14 protein-coding genes and 2 tRNA genes are annotated in these 13777 nt (G+C 71.7%); 3 read left to right on the forward strand and 13 right to left on the reverse strand.

Going from position 1 to position 13777, the window contains the following annotated elements; translation table 11 throughout:
- Nucleotides 1-191 precede the first annotated feature (191 nt).
- Together CHC11_RS00005 and CHC11_RS00010 are read left to right on the forward strand one after the other, a co-directional pair.
- A complete protein-coding gene (locus tag CHC11_RS00005) occupies nucleotides 192-701 on the forward strand; it encodes a DUF1360 domain-containing protein (protein ID WP_089309467.1) in 510 nt (169 codons plus the stop codon).
- Nucleotides 702-803: 102 nt separating this feature from the next.
- Entirely contained in the window at nucleotides 804-1850 is a 1047-nt protein-coding gene (locus CHC11_RS00010; protein ID WP_089309468.1) for a baeRF2 domain-containing protein, read from the forward strand.
- A 47-nt stretch (nucleotides 1851-1897) separates the two neighbouring features.
- Here CHC11_RS00010 and CHC11_RS00015 read toward each other — a convergent pair.
- The 7 genes from CHC11_RS00015 to CHC11_RS00045 form a co-directional block, all read right to left on the reverse strand.
- A tRNA-Ala gene (locus CHC11_RS00015) sits at nucleotides 1898-1970 on the reverse strand.
- A gap of 82 nt (nucleotides 1971-2052) precedes the next feature.
- Nucleotides 2053-2448, reverse strand: coding sequence for a hypothetical protein (locus tag CHC11_RS00020; RefSeq protein WP_089309469.1), 396 nt, complete (start codon nucleotides 2446-2448; stop codon nucleotides 2053-2055).
- Between the two features lie 417 nt (nucleotides 2449-2865).
- Nucleotides 2866-2938, reverse strand: a tRNA-Ala gene (locus CHC11_RS00025).
- Between the two features lie 77 nt (nucleotides 2939-3015).
- A complete protein-coding gene (locus CHC11_RS00030; protein WP_089309470.1) occupies nucleotides 3016-3678 on the reverse strand; it encodes a histidine phosphatase family protein in 663 nt (220 codons plus the stop codon).
- The gene (gene rsfS / locus CHC11_RS00035; RefSeq protein WP_089309471.1) at nucleotides 3671-4084 is read right to left on the reverse strand and encodes a ribosome silencing factor; all 414 of its coding nucleotides are present in this window, start codon (nucleotides 4082-4084) and stop codon (nucleotides 3671-3673) included. Before rsfS ends, CHC11_RS00030 begins: the two co-directional genes overlap by 8 nt.
- A gap of 144 nt (nucleotides 4085-4228) precedes the next feature.
- Nucleotides 4229-4828, reverse strand: coding sequence for a nicotinate-nucleotide adenylyltransferase (gene nadD, locus CHC11_RS00040; RefSeq protein WP_089309472.1), 600 nt, complete (start codon nucleotides 4826-4828; stop codon nucleotides 4229-4231).
- A 53-nt stretch (nucleotides 4829-4881) separates the two neighbouring features.
- Nucleotides 4882-6168: a phenylacetate--CoA ligase family protein gene (locus tag CHC11_RS00045; RefSeq protein ID WP_218825878.1), complete on the reverse strand. Its 1287-nt coding sequence runs from the start codon at nucleotides 6166-6168 to the stop codon at nucleotides 4882-4884.
- A 91-nt stretch (nucleotides 6169-6259) separates the two neighbouring features.
- Between CHC11_RS00045 and CHC11_RS00050 the strand changes: the two genes are divergently transcribed.
- The gene (locus tag CHC11_RS00050; RefSeq protein ID WP_089309473.1) at nucleotides 6260-7294 is read left to right on the forward strand and encodes a M48 family metallopeptidase; all 1035 of its coding nucleotides are present in this window, start codon (nucleotides 6260-6262) and stop codon (nucleotides 7292-7294) included.
- Between the two features lie 54 nt (nucleotides 7295-7348).
- Here CHC11_RS00050 and CHC11_RS00055 read toward each other — a convergent pair whose 3' ends face one another.
- The 6 genes from CHC11_RS00055 to rplU form a co-directional block, all read right to left on the reverse strand.
- The gene (locus CHC11_RS00055) at nucleotides 7349-9106 is read right to left on the reverse strand and encodes a TIGR03767 family metallophosphoesterase (protein ID WP_089309474.1); all 1758 of its coding nucleotides are present in this window, start codon (nucleotides 9104-9106) and stop codon (nucleotides 7349-7351) included.
- Between the two features lie 63 nt (nucleotides 9107-9169).
- A complete protein-coding gene (locus tag CHC11_RS00060) occupies nucleotides 9170-10429 on the reverse strand; it encodes a glutamate-5-semialdehyde dehydrogenase (protein WP_089309475.1) in 1260 nt (419 codons plus the stop codon).
- A 13-nt stretch (nucleotides 10430-10442) separates the two neighbouring features.
- Nucleotides 10443-11549, reverse strand: coding sequence for a glutamate 5-kinase (proB, locus tag CHC11_RS00065; protein ID WP_089309476.1), 1107 nt, complete (start codon nucleotides 11547-11549; stop codon nucleotides 10443-10445).
- Between the two features lie 140 nt (nucleotides 11550-11689).
- The gene (gene obgE / locus CHC11_RS00070) at nucleotides 11690-13087 is read right to left on the reverse strand and encodes a GTPase ObgE (RefSeq protein ID WP_089309477.1); all 1398 of its coding nucleotides are present in this window, start codon (nucleotides 13085-13087) and stop codon (nucleotides 11690-11692) included.
- Between the two features lie 94 nt (nucleotides 13088-13181).
- On the reverse strand, nucleotides 13182-13439 hold the full coding sequence (gene rpmA, locus CHC11_RS00075; protein WP_089309478.1) for a 50S ribosomal protein L27: 258 nt from the start codon (nucleotides 13437-13439) through the stop codon (nucleotides 13182-13184).
- Nucleotides 13440-13453: 14 nt separating this feature from the next.
- Nucleotides 13454-13771 (reverse strand): 50S ribosomal protein L21, encoded by a 318-nt coding sequence (gene rplU, locus CHC11_RS00080; protein WP_089309479.1) that lies wholly within the window; start codon nucleotides 13769-13771, stop codon nucleotides 13454-13456.
- Nucleotides 13772-13777 lie beyond the last annotated feature (6 nt).

Here is a 13777-nt window from a genome sequence, read left to right on the forward strand (position 1 = left end):
GCGGTCGCGAGGGTGTTCAGGTTGTTCGTCACACAACGATCTTGGACGCCCTCGCTTCATGTCCGCAGGCAACCCCTTGGAATCAATCATCTAGACGGAACTCCTCGCGCCGATCCGAACGTCGCGGAGTTCCGGGCGCCCGCCGAGGGCGAACAGTCCTGCCTCCCCGTCCCCCGAGAGAAGGAGAGCCCATGAACGCGGTCGTCGACACCGCGCGCAGGCAGAAGGAGGAGTACGCCGCCGGGGAGGACCGACCGCTCGGCTCGTATCTCGGCACGCTCGCCGTCTACGCCCTCACCACGGGGACGCTGGCGCTGCTCGGCCGCCGCCTCCGCGACCGCACCCCGGCGATCGGCCTCGCCGACCTGGCGCTGATGACGGTCACGACGCACAAGGCGTCCCGGCTGATCACGAAGGACCCGGTGACGAGTCCGCTGCGCGCCCCGTTCACCCGCTACTCGGGGACGGCCGGCCCGGCCGAGCTGTCGGAGGAGGTGCGCGGCAAAGGCGTCCGGCATGCCGTCGGCGAGCTGCTCACCTGCCCCTTCTGCACCTCCCAGTGGGTCGCGACGGCCTACGCGGCGGGCCTGGTGTTCGCCCCGGACGCGACCCGGCTCGCCGGCGCCACGATGACCGCGGTCGCCGGCTCGGACTGGCTGCAGCTCGCCTACGCGCGGCTCCAGAAGTCCGCAGAAGGCTGACGCCCCAAGCACCACGTTTGTCATAGATTCGGGGGGTACGGCGAACCCATGGATCTGGCATTCCTCAGAACGCTGTACCAGAGGCCGGGACCGTACGCGTCTGTGTACGCCGACCTGACCCGTACCACCGAGGACGCCGCCAAGGCCGCGGAGCTGCGGTGGCGGGCGCTGCGCTCGGAGCTGGAGGCCCGGGACACGCCGGACGCCACGCTCCGCGCGATCGAGGAGACCGTCCGGGACGACATGGCGCTGCGCCGCTCCGAAGGCATCGTGATCTTCGCGGCGGACGGCGAGGTGGTGCACAGCGAGCGGCTCCCGGGCCCGCCCCGCAGCACGCGCGCCACCCTCGCCCCGCTCCCCGACGTCCTGCCCTACCTCGTCGAGCGCGGCGAGAGATTCCCGCATCTGCTCGCGGTCGTCGACCGGCGCGGCGGCGCGATCGACTGCGTCACCGCCGACGGGAGGCGCGAGCGCATCGAGGTGGACGGGGACGAGGACTACCCCATCCGCAAGGTCAAGGCGGGTGACTGGAACCAGTCCCGTTTCCAGCGCTCCGCGGAGAACGTCTGGAAGGTCAACGCCAAGAAGGTCGCCCACGAGATCGACAGGGCCGCGGAGCGCTGCGGCGCCGAGGCCGTCGTGATCGCAGGTGACGTCCGCGCCCGGACGGCCGTCCTGGAGGAGGTCTCGGAGCACGTCCTGGAGCACACCGTCGAGGCCGACAAGAACACCACGGTCGACGACCCGGACCTCGACGCCGAGCTGCGCCGCCTGCTGCGGCTGAAGTCCACCGAGCGCATCATGACGGTGGCGGAGCGCTTCGACCGGGAACTCGCCAACGGGCAGCGCGCCGTCTCCGGACTGGACGCGACGACGGAGGCCGTGCGCCAGGCCCGGGTGGAGACGCTCCTGCTGGCGGACGAACCGGACTCGCGGGCCCGGCTGTGGGTCGGCCCCGACCCGTCCCAGATCGCCACCACCGCCGAGGAGCTGCGCGAGGAGTTCGGCGTGGCCGACCCCCGCGAGGACCGCGCCGACGCCGCGCTGGTGAGAGCGGCCGCCGCGACCGACGGCGAACTGGTCGTCCTGCCCTCGGACGGCCCGGCCCCGACCCTGCACGTGGGCGCCGTCCTGCGCTTCACCGCCTGAAAAACGAGAAGGAGTGGCGCTCTCGGCGACCACTCCCGAATCGTTTGTGGAGCTATGGGGATTCGAACCCCAGACCTCCTCCATGCCATGGAGGCGCGCTACCAACTGCGCCATAGCCCCTCGCGAGGAAAAGCTTAGTGCACGTTGGGAGCGGTTGGGACGCGCGGGCCGCGGAGGGTCGCCCCTCCGCGGCCGGCGCGGGTCAGGGCTTCTTCGAGGTGTAGACGTACCAGTGGTCGTTGACCGTCGGAACGTGGACGGTGAGGCTTCTGAGCCACTCGACCGAGCCGAGGGACTTGTCGCTCTCGACCTTCTTGCCGTTCTCGTCGGTGTACTCGGTGTGGACCTCGTTGGTGTACTGGTCCTTCTGGTCCCTCTGCTGCCGCGCGATGGAGCACAGGGTCCGGCCGAGGTCGGGCTGGTTCGGGAGCAGCTTGAAGGAGGACAGCACGTCGAGCGCCTTGGCGCAGTCGTCGACCTGGTAGGCCTCCGAGTCGGGCGGCGGAGCGGCCTGCGCGGGAGCGGTCGCCGCCGTGACGGACGCCCCGGCGACCGCTGCGGCCAGCAGCATCCTCTTCCCGGTGAACCGGCTTCTCATGGGGTCTGCCCTCATCTCGATCATGCATCGCCACGTAGGGGCTTCCCGCATGATCAACAAGGTGAAGCGCGGAAGGAGGAAAGGCAGCCGCCGTCATGGTGAAGCCTTTGCGGTCAGCCCCACCCGAGGCGGTCGACGACCTCGTAACCCCGCTGCCCGCCGTACGCCGATCCACACCCGAGCCCCGCACATGACCAGAAACCCGAGCCAAGGCGGAGGCAAGGGGCAAAGCCCCCAAAAGCAGGCAAGCCCCCACACCAAGCACCACCGACCCGCAGATGATCAGAAGGCCGAGCCGGGAGGGGGCGTGGGGGCGGAGCCCCCACATCGGGGGTCTGGGGGTCGCCCCCCAGGTAGACATGAAGAAGGAGTACCGGCCCACGCTTTCCGTGGGCACGGTACTCCCAACTCCGTTCGTGGAGCTATGGGGATTCGAACCCCAGACCTCCTCCATGCCATGGAGGCGCGCTACCAACTGCGCCATAGCCCCGCCGCCGCATGGACGTTCATCCCGCGGCGCCCCGCCAGTGTATAGGACGGCCGGGGCTGGTCTCGAATCGTTTGGGGTCAGGCGCCGGCGTCGGGGCGGTCGTCGCTGAGGACGGGTTCGGGGAGGGTGCCGGCGTTGTGCTCGGCGAGGCGCCAGCCGCCGTTCCGCATCTCGGTGATGACGGACCAGCAGCAGTTGGACAGGCCGCCGAGCCGTTCCCAGGTCTCCTCGGGGAGGCCGAGGAGGTGGGACATGCCGAGGCGGAGCGCGGCGCCGTGGGAGGCGACGACGAGCTGGCCGGTGGGCGGCAGGTCGTCGAGGGCGCGTTCGAGCGCGGCGCCGACCCGCTTGGCGACCTGGGCGCTGGTCTCGCCGCCGGGCGGCTGCCAGGCGGCGTGCTCGGCGGGGTAGCGCTCGCGGATCTCGTGGGAGGTGAGGCCCTCCCAGGCGCCGCCGTCGCGTTCGATGAGGTCCCGGTCGTAGCGGACGGGCAGCCCGGTGATCTCGGCGAGGGCCTGGGCGGTGTCGGCGGCGCGGCGCAGCGGCGAGGAGAGCAGCGCGGTGGGGCGGAGGCCGGCGAGGAGCCGGGCGGCGCGCTGGGCCTGGGCGACGCCCGTCTCGTCGAGAGGGATGTCGGTCTTGCCCTGGAAGCGACGCTCGACGTTCCACGAGGTCTGGCCGTGCCGCCAGAGGACGAGGCGGCGTCTGCCCGGTTCTCGGGCCGGGCGGGCGTCACTCACTCGGGCTCCCGACGGCGCGGGCGCGCTGGGCCTGGTGGGCGGTGACGCTCTCCGGCATGTCGATGAGGGGGCAGTCTTTCCAGAGCCGTTCGAGGGCGTAGAACATGCGGTCCTCCTCGTGCTGGATGTGCACGATGATGTCCGCGTAGTCCAGCAGGACCCAGCGGCCCTCGCGCTCGCCCTCGCGGCGGACGGGCTTGGCCTCCGCCTCCTCGCGCAGGCGCTTCTCGACCTCGTCCACGATGGCGCGGACCTGGCGGTCGTTGGGGGCCGAGCAGAGCAGGAACGCGTCGGTGATGACGAGCTGCTCGCTCACGTCGTAGGCAAGAATGTCGTCGGCCAGCTTGTCGCCCGCCGCCTCGGCGGCGATCCGGACGAGCTGCGCCGCCCTCTCGGATGCGGTCACGGTGCGCTCGCGATCCTCCCTGTAGGGGTCGTCTCCGCTCCCACCTTCTCACGTGCGGCGGACGATCGACCTCTTTGTTGTTGTTCGACCGCAATGGCGGATGCGGCCCCGGTCTCCGTCCAGAATATGTGGCCGGGGCGCCCGTCAGGCGGCACCGCGGTAGAGGCTCCGCTTGTTGATGTACTGGACGATCCCGTCCGGGACGAGATACCAGATGGGTTCGCCGCTGGCGACCCGTTCCCGGCACTCGGTGGAGGAGATCGACAGGGCGGGCACCTCCATGAGGGAGACGCGCCCGTCGGGCAGCCCGGGGTCGGCGAGCCGGTGGCCGGGGCGGGTGACACCGACGAAGTGCGCGAGTTCGAACAGCTCGTCGGTGTCGTGCCAGGTGAGCATCTTCTCCAGCGCGTCAGCGCCGGTGATGAAGAACAGGTCGGTGTCCGGGCCCTGGATCTCGCGCATGTCTCGGAGCGTGTCGACGGTGTAGGTGGCGCCGGGCCGGTCGATGTCGACGCGGCTGACGGAGAAGCGCGGGTTGGACGCGGTGGCGATGACGGCCATGAGGTAGCGGTCCTCGGCGGCGGCGACCTTGGCTCCCTCCTTGTGGGCCGAGATGCCGGTGGGCACGAACACGACCTCGTCCAGGGAGTAGAAGTGCGCGACCTCGCTGGCGGCCACGAGGTGCCCGTGGTGGATCGGGTCGAACGTGCCGCCCATGATCCCCATGCGCCGCTTTTGCGTCATAGCGACGACAATAACCAGCCGGTCGGCGTCCGGAACGTCCGGCCCCCGGCGGCTCAGGCCAGGCCGGGCAGCGGCGGGTCGCCGTCCTCCCAGGTCACGACGCGGACGGCCTTGCCCACCTCCACCCTCGGCACGGTGCCCTCGGGCAGGACCGCGACCTCGGCGGTGAGGCCGAGCGTCTCGTACAGGGCGTGGACGAGGGCGGTCCTCGGATCGCCGGAGAGCGCCTCGCAGGCGACGAGGAGCCGCGCGGTGGGGCTGCGCCGGTCCACGACGAGCTGGTAATGCGGCCGGACGAGCCCGGAGCCGAGCAGGACCCGCTCGACCTCGCTCGGGTACACGTTCACGCCCCGGACGACGATCATGTCGTCGGCGCGGCCGAGGATCTTGCTCATCCGCACCAGGGTCCGTCCGCAGGCGCATTCGCCGCGGGTGAGGGACGCGATGTCGCCCGTCCGGTAGCGCAGCAGCGGCAGCGCCTGCTTGGTGGGGGTGGTGAAGACGAGTTCGCCGGGCGTGCCGTCCTCGACGGGCACGCCGGCGGCGGGATCGACGGCCTCGACGATGAAGTGGTCCTCGTTGACGTGCAGGCCGTCCTGCTCCAGGCACTCGGTGGCCACCCCGGGCCCGATGATCTCCGACAGCCCGTAGACGTCCATCGCCTTGATCGGCAGGACGTCCTCGATGGCCGTACGCAGTTCCTCCGACCACGGCTCGGCGCCGAAAAGCCCTGCCGTGAGCGACGTCGCGTCGATCCCGGCCTCGGCGACGGCCTCCCCCAGCCGCAGCGCGTACGCGGGGGTGCAGGTGAGGATGTCGGGGCGGAGGTCGGCGATCATGCGCACCTGCCGGTCGGTCATGCCGCCCGACATCGGCACCACGGTCGCGCCGAGCGCCACGGCGCCCTGGTGGATGCCGATCCCGCCGGTGAACAGCCCGTACCCGTAGGCGTTGTGGACGATGCTGCCCGGTGACGCCCCGGCGCACGACAGGGACCGCGCGCACATCGCCGCCCAGAGGTCGAGGTCGGCCCTGGTGTAGGCGACGAGCGTCGGGCGCCCCCTCGTCCCGCTGGACCCGTGCACGGCGGCGACCTGGTCGCGTGGCACGGCGAGCATCCCGAACGGGTAGTGGTCCCAGAGGTCCTGCTTGGTGGTGAACGGAAGGTCCCGCAGCCCCGCGAGCGTCACGTCGGCCCCGCGCCCGACCCCGGCCTCCTTGAGCCGCCGCCCCTGCACGCCGCCGGCCGCCAGGAGCCGGTCGACCAGCCCCCACACCCGGTGCCGCTGCAGCGCGGCGCGCTCGTCGAGGGACATCGCCTCGGCCTTCGGGTCGAACATGGCTGCCTCCCGGGCGCGGCCAGAGCCGGACGCGGCTCCCGCTGCGGGGAACCCTGCGGCACGGTGGATCGTCGGAACTACCATGCCAGACATGACGGAGAACACACCGGATCGAGCACGTACGCGGTTCCCGGGGATCAGTTCCCGGGCCTACGAACACCCGGCGGACCGTTCGGCGCTGCTGGCGCTGCGCTCGCTCTCCGGGTTCGATGTCGTGCTGCGCAAGCTGTCGGGGCTGGTCAACGAGCGGTCCCTGAGGCTGATGTTCCTCGGTGGGACGGTGCGCGTCGGCGAGGACCAGTTCCGCCACATCTACGACATGGTCCGCGATGCCTCCTACATCCTGGACATGCCGGAAGTTCCCGAGCTCTACGTGCGGCAGGACCCGACGCCGAACGCGATGGCGCTCGGGTCCGACCATCCGTTCATCGTGCTGAACACCGGACTGATCGACCTGCTGGACGAGGAGGAGCTGCGCTTCGTCGTCGGGCATGAGGTCGGGCACATCCTGTCCGGGCACGCGGTGTACCAGACCATGATGCAGATCCTGCTGCAGCTCGGTTCGCGGCTGGCGTGGCTGCCGCTCGGCAACGTCGGGATCGCGGCGATCATCATGGGGCTGCGCGAGTGGTTCCGGAAGGCGGAGCTGTCGTCGGACCGTGCCGGGCTGCTCGCCGGGCAGGACCTCGACGCCGCCAAGCGGGTGAACATGAAGCTCGCGGGCGGGACGCGGCTCGGCGAGATGAGCAGCGAGGCGTTCCTGCAGCAGGCGCGCGAGTACGACGCGGCCGGCGACGTGCGGGACGGGATGCTGAAGTTCATGAACCTGCTCGGGCAGTCGCACCCGTTCGCGGTGATCCGGTTCGCCGAGATCGAGCAGTGGGCGCACAGCGGCGAGTACGAGCGCATCCTGGCCGGGGACTACGCGCGCCGGGAGGACGACGGCAACGCGTCGGTCCGCGACGGGATCAAGGAGGCCGCCCAGTCGTACCGCGAGTCGTGGGAGCGGACGGCCGATCCGTTCGTGGGCAAGGTCCGCGACATGGCCGACGCGGCGGCGGGCGCGGCCGGCGGGCTGTTCGACCGGTTCACCCGGCGCGACAACGGGCCCACGTCCGGCAACTGACCGGGCATCGAGCCGGGCCGCCGCGACACGGACGCGGCGGCCCTTCGCCGTTCCTCAGAAGGGGGCCGGGACCAGGAGCTCGACGTTGCGGTCGGCGGCCTCGCCGCGGCGGTCCTCCTCGCGGTCCTGCCAGTCGTTGCCCGCCAGTTCGCGGGACAGCGACGCCAGCCCGACCGGGTCGGTGAGGCGGCCGCCGTGGGAGGCGGGCCCGGCGGAGTCGAGGATCGTCGCGAACACCGAGAGGGTGCCGTCGCCGTTGTCGGCCAGCTCGACGATGCGGCTCTGCTGCGGGAAGTCGATGTGCGCGGCCGTGTTGACCTCCCAGAAACCCCCGCCGCCCTTGCGCGCGTGCGGGATGACCTGGTTGCGGTGCGTGTGGCCGTTGACCCACAGGACGACGTTCGGGTAACGCAGCAGAAGCGCCTCGACTTCGTCGCCGAGGACGCGGTCGCCGCCGAGCGGGTTCTCCAGCGAGCCGATGGGGTGGTGGCTGAAAAGGACGAACAGCCGGTCCTTCACCGCGCGTTCCACGACCGAGCCGTCCGGCGCGATGGAGCGGCCGCTACCGGCCTTGAGCTGCGACTCCAGCCACGCGAACTGCTTCCGGTCGAGCGAACCCTCGGAGTAGCCGTTCGGGTTGACGGTGTCGAGGACGAGACCGCGCACGACGCCCTTGTCGAAGGCGTAGTAGGCCGTCCCGTCGCGGAGGTTGGCGGGCGTGAAACCGTGGCCGCGCAGGGACGCGGTGGTCCTGAAGTGCTCGGCGACGACCTCGGCGCGCGACAGCATGCGGCGGTTCGGGTCGGGAGTCACCGGACGGAACAGGCCCCCCGCGCCGCCCTGCTCGCGGCTGAGGCGGACGAGCCCGGCGGCGTCGCCCCCGCTCATCATGCGGGCGAGGCGCTCGGCCTGGCCGGCGTCCGCCGGGGCGCCGATCTTGATGCCGCCGGTGGCGAGGCCGGACACCAGCGGATTGACCGGCAGGTTTCCCTGGACGAGCCCGTCGTGGTTGCCGAACGCCGCCAGCCACGGCGCGGCGAGGCCGGTCGCCTGGAACGGGCGGCGCGCGGCGTCGATCAGGCCGTGCACGCGCGGGAAGCCGTACCTGGTGCTCGGGAGGTCGGCCTCGGCGCCGGGCGGCGGGCCCTCGGGGTGCCAGAACGAGCGGTCGTATGACGCCCAGTCCATGACGCCCTCGTAGCGGTTCGGGTCGCCGGAGTCGGGGCGTACGCGCCCGCCGTCGAGCAGGTCGATGATCCAGCGGAGCTCGTTGTACTGGACGTTGTCGGCGGCGTCGCCGGTGTTGATGGTGAAGGCGAGGCCGAGCCCGGTCGCCGGTCCTCGCCCGACCCGGTTCACGGCCTGGACCATCGCCTCGGCGACCTGCGTGGACAGGATCTCCTGCGGCCGGTAGGCGCCCTCGACCGGCAGGACGTCCAGGCCGTCCTTGAGCCGGTCGACGAACTCGACGCGGGCCGGGGACTGCGCGTCGACGATGTGGACGTCGGTGAGATGGCCGAAGGCGAGGATGCCGCGGCGGGTGGCGGCCCGGCGCGTCGAGGCTGCGCCGCCGAGGTCGCGGCGCAGCAGGTGCGGCTCACCCGGACCGGTGGTCACCTTGCGGTACCCGCCGGCGCCCGCGGCGCCGAGCAGGTAGGTCCGGTCGAGGGTGGTGCCGGCGGTGGGACCGCGCAGCGCGGGCGCCGCCGCGGCGGCGGGGCGCGCGGGGAAGGCGGCCAGTCCGGTGGTGGCGATCCCCGCGCCGAGGGCGGCGCCCTGCAGGACGCGGCGGCGGCTGTACTGACGAGTCACAATCGTGAATCAGACCACACCGCACACGTGACATCAATGGCAAAGATGTCACAAATCCGGAGCTCAGCCGCGCACGTGCCCTTCCCCGGTCACCACGTACTTGGTGGACGTCAGCTCCGGCAGCCCCATCGGGCCGCGGGCGTGCAGCTTCTGCGTCGAGATGCCGATCTCCGCGCCGAACCCGAACTCCTCGCCGTCGGTGAAGCGCGTCGAGGCGTTCACCATCACGGCCGCCGAGTCGACCAGCGCGACGAACCGCTTCGCGGCCGGCTGGGACGCCGTGACGATCGACTCGGTGTGCCCCGAGCCGTACCGGCGGATGTGCGCGACGGCGTCGTCGAGCGAGTCCACCACGCGGGCGGCGATGTCGAGCGAGAGGTACTCGGCGTACCAGTCGTCCTCGGTCGCCTCCACCACGTCGCCGCCGAAGGAGCGGATCCGGTCGTCGCCGTGCACCGTGACACCGGCGCTCTCCAACGCCTCAAGCGCGCGCGGCACGAACTTGTCGGCGATGTCGGCGTGCACCAGGAACGTCTCGGCGGCGTTGCACACCGAAGGACGCTGCGTCTTGGCGTTCAGGAGGATTTCCAGGGCCATGTCGACGTCGGCGGCGGCGTCCACGTACACCGCGCAGTTCCCGACGCCCGTCTCGATCACCGGGACGGTCGACTCCTCCACCACCGAGTTGATCAGCGAGGCGCCGCCGCGCGGGATCAGCACGTCCACCAGGCCGCGCGCCCGCATCAGGTGCTTCACCGACTCCCGGGACGTGCCCGGGACGAGCTGCACCGCGTCCGGCGGGACCTCGGTACCGGTGAGCGCGCCCTGCATCACCTCGACCAGCACAGTGTTCGAGTCGTAGGCCGACGACGAGCCGCGCAGCATCGCCACGTTGCCGCTCTTCAGGCACAGCGCGGCGGCGTCCACGGTCACGTTCGGGCGGCCCTCGTAGATGATCCCGACAACGCCGAGCGGCACCCGCACCTGGCGCAGCTCCAGCCCGTTCGGCAGCACGTTCCCGCGGACCGTCTCCCCCACCGGGTCCGGCAGCGCGGCGACCTTCCGGACGGCGTCGGAGATCGAGGCGATCCGCGGCTCCGACAGGCTCAGCCGGTCGATCATGTACTCGGAGGTGCCGTTCCCGCGCGCCCGCGCGACGTCGGCCTCGTTCGCCTTGACGATCTCCGGGGCGGCGGTGACCAGGGCGTCCGCGATGCGGTGCAGCGCCGCGTCCTTCGCCGACCGCGGCAGCGGAGCCAGCCCGGCGGCGGCCTCCCTGGCGCGCCGCGCCACCCGCAGGAACTCCTCGCGCTCGTCGCTCATCAGCAGGCTCCCGTCATCGCAGTATCACCAGATGGTCGCGGTGGATTATCTCGCGTTCGTACTCGGCGCCCAGCTCACGGGCCAGCCAGCGCGTCGAGCGCCCCATCAGTTCGGGGATCTCGGACGCGTCGTAGTTCACCAGGCCGCGCGCGACGACCTCGCCGCCCGCGCCGCACAGGTCGACCGGGTCGCCCGCGGCGAAGTCGCCGTCCACGCCCGTCACCCCGGCCGGGAGCAGGGACGTGCGGCGCCGCACGACGGCCTCGACCGCGCCCGCGTCGAGCATGACGCGGCCCTGGCCCGTGGTCGCGTGCGCCAGCCACAGGTCGCGGGTCGACATGCGGCGGCCCTCGGCCGGATGGAACAGCGTCCCGACCTGGTCGCCGGACAGCGCGCGCGCCGCGGACGCCGCGTTGGTCAGCACCACGGGGATGCCCGCGATCCTGGCCGCCTCGACCTTGGTGACCATGCCGCCGGTGCCGACCCGACCGGAGCCTCCGAGCTCGACGTCCCTGAGGTCGTCCGGGCCGCGCACGTCGCCGATGCGGCGGGTGCCGGGACGGCGCGGGTCCCCGGTGTAGAGGGCGTCCACGTCCGAGAGCAGGACCAGCGCGTCCGCGCGGATCAGGTGCGCGACGAGCGCGGCCAGCCGGTCGTTGTCGCCGAACCGGATCTCGTCGGTGGCGACGGTGTCGTTCTCGTTCACGATCGGCAGGACGCCCATGGCGAGCAGCTGCGCGAGGGTGCGCTGCGCGTTGCGGTGGTGCGAGCGGCGCATCATGTCGTCGGCGGTGAGCAGCACCTGCCCCACCGTCAGCGCGTAACGGGCGAACGAGGAGGTGTAGCGGGCGAACAGCAGGCCCTGACCGACGCTCGCCGCCGCCTGCTGGGTCGCGAGGTCGGGCGGGCGCCGGGTCAGCCCGAGCGGGCCGAGCCCCGCCGCGATCGCGCCGGACGACACGAACACGATCTCGGTGCCCTCGCCGCGGCGCGCGGCCAGAACGTCCACCAGCGCATCGATGCGGTTCACGTCGATCGTTCCCTGCGGCGTGGTCAGCGAGGACGAGCCCGCCTTCACCACGATCCGCCGCGCCTTCGCGACCGCCTCACGCCCACTCATGACTCAGCTCCGCTCACGACCCTGCTCTTCTGCGGGGGGACGACCCTCGGTTCTGTCTGCTCAGCTCTGCCCCTGCGGGGACGCTCATCACAGTTTCCTGTGGGCGACGAGCCCCCACGCCTCCGGCTCGCTCCGCTCGTTCAGGACCAGCCGTCCAGGCGGCGGTCGGTGCCGCGCGGGCCCCTCGTGCCATCGCCCGCCACGACCTCCGGCTCCCAGTCGAAGACGATCGAGTCTTCCGTGGTGCCGATCAGGACGGTGGCGCCCGCGCTGGCGCCCGCCCGGCCGAGCGCGTCCTCCACGCCGAGCCGGGCGAGGCGGTCGGCGAGGTAGCCCACGGCCTCCTCGTTGGCGAAGTCGGTCTGGCGCAGCCACCGGACCGGCTTCGTGCCGGTGATCAGGTAGGTGTTGTCGCCGAGGTTCCTGACCTCGAAGTCGGTGTCGCCGCCGACCGGCTCGGGCCGGATGACGATGCGGGTGGGCTCCGCCGCCGGCAGCGAGGCGCGGTACTGCGAGACCATCGCCGCCATCGCGAACGACAGCTGCCGCAACCCCTCGTGCGTCGCCGCCGACACCTCGAACACCCGCAGGCCCCGGGCCTCGAACTCGGGCCGCACCATCTCGGCGAGGTCGCGGCCGTCCGGCACGTCCACCTTGTTCAGGACGACGATGCGGGGGCGGTCCGACAGCGGGCGGTCGCCCAGCACCCGGTCGTAGGCCTGGAGCTCGCGCTCGATGACCTCGAAGTCGCTGACCGGGTCGCGTCCCGGCTCCATCGTCGCGCAGTCGAGGACGTGCGCGAGGGTGGAGGAGCGCTCGATGTGGCGCAGGAAGTCCAGGCCGAGGCCGCGGCCCTCGCTGGCGCCCTCGATCAGGCCCGGCACGTCCGCGACCGTGAACGTCTCGTCGCCCGCGCTCACCACGCCGAGGTTCGGGACCAGCGTCGTGAACGGGTAGTCGGCGATCTTCGGCTTGGCGGCCGACAGCGAGGCGATCAGCGACGACTTGCCCGCGCTCGGGAACCCGACGAGCGCGACGTCGGCGACGCTCTTCAGTTCCAGGACGACGTCGCGCTCCTCCCCCGGCTCGCCGAGCAGCGCGAACCCGGGCGCCTTGCGCTTGGCCGTCGCCAGCGCCGCGTTCCCGAGACCGCCGCTTCCGCCCTTGGCGATCACGAACCGGGTGCCCTCGCCGACCAGGTCCGCAAGGACGGTGTCGCCCGACTTCACCACGGTGCCGTCGGGGACGGAGAGGATCACGTCGTCGCCGTCCGCGCCGGTCCGCAGACTGCCCTGGCCCGGCCTGCCGTTGCCCGCCCTGCGGTGCGGGCGCCGGTGGTATTCGAGGAGGCTCGCGGCATTGGAGTCGACGACGAGGACCACGTCGCCGCCACGGCCGCCGTTGGCGCCGTCCGGCCCTCCGAGCGGCTTGAACTTCTCCCGGTGGATCGAGGCGCAGCCGTTGCCGCCGTTGCCCGCCGCGACGTGCAGTACCACCCGGTCGACGAACTGCGCGCCCGATCCCGCTCCAGCGGCCACGGTGACTCTCCTCAGGGAACCTTGGTTAGAACGGCGAAGGGGCGGACCGGAAACGGTCCGCCCCTTCGAACAAAAAGTCGCTGCCCCCGGCGGACTATTCCGCCGGCGGGACGACGCTCACCGCGTTGCGACCGCGGTAGCGGCGGAACGTCACCGCGCCCGCGACCAGCGCGAACAGCGTGTCATCGCCGCCGCGGCCGACGCCCGGGCCGGGGTGGAAGTGGGTGCCGCGCTGGCGGACGATGATCTCGCCGGCGTTGACGACCTGGCCGCCGTAGCGCTTCACACCGAGGCGCTGGGCGTTGGAGTCGCGACCGTTGCGGCTGGACGATGCGCCCTTCTTGTGTGCCATGAGACCGCTCTCCCTTACTTCTTGCCGGCCTTGATACCGGTGATCTTGACCTCGGTGTACGGCTGACGGTGACCCATCCGCCGCTTGTACCCGGTCTTGTTCCGGTAGTGCATGATGTTGATCTTGGGGCCCTTGACCGCGCCGAGGATCTCGGCGGTCACCTCGTAGCCTGCGAGGTCGGCCGTGCGGCTCACGACGTCGTCGCCGTCCACGACCAGCAGGGGCTGGAGCGTGATGGTCGACCCGACGTCACCGGCCAGCTTGTCGACGGTCAGCACGTCGTCGACGGCGACCTTTTCCTGCCTGCCGCCTGCGCGGACAATCGCGTACACCGCGGA

Source organism: Actinomadura mexicana (assembly GCF_900188105.1).
GTDB lineage: Bacteria > Actinomycetota > Actinomycetes > Streptosporangiales > Streptosporangiaceae > Spirillospora > Spirillospora mexicana.

Bases quoted from the DNA above. Each gene is read 5' to 3' on its own strand.
- nadD (WP_089309472.1), bottom strand. From the start codon at position 4,828: ATGACGCAAAAGCGGCGCATGGGGATCATGGGCGGCACGTTCGACCCG.
- CHC11_RS00050 (WP_089309473.1), top strand. From the start codon at position 6,260: ATGACGGAGAACACACCGGATCGAGCACGTACGCGGTTCCCGGGGATC.
- CHC11_RS00020 (WP_089309469.1), bottom strand. From the start codon at position 2,448: ATGAGAAGCCGGTTCACCGGGAAGAGGATGCTGCTGGCCGCAGCGGTC.
- CHC11_RS00045 (WP_218825878.1), bottom strand. From the start codon at position 6,168: ATGTTCGACCCGAAGGCCGAGGCGATGTCCCTCGACGAGCGCGCCGCG.
- proB (WP_089309476.1), bottom strand. From the start codon at position 11,549: ATGAGTGGGCGTGAGGCGGTCGCGAAGGCGCGGCGGATCGTGGTGAAG.
- CHC11_RS00060 (WP_089309475.1), bottom strand. From the start codon at position 10,429: ATGAGCGACGAGCGCGAGGAGTTCCTGCGGGTGGCGCGGCGCGCCAGG.
- rpmA (WP_089309478.1), bottom strand. From the start codon at position 13,439: ATGGCACACAAGAAGGGCGCATCGTCCAGCCGCAACGGTCGCGACTCC.
- CHC11_RS00005 (WP_089309467.1), top strand. From the start codon at position 192: ATGAACGCGGTCGTCGACACCGCGCGCAGGCAGAAGGAGGAGTACGCC.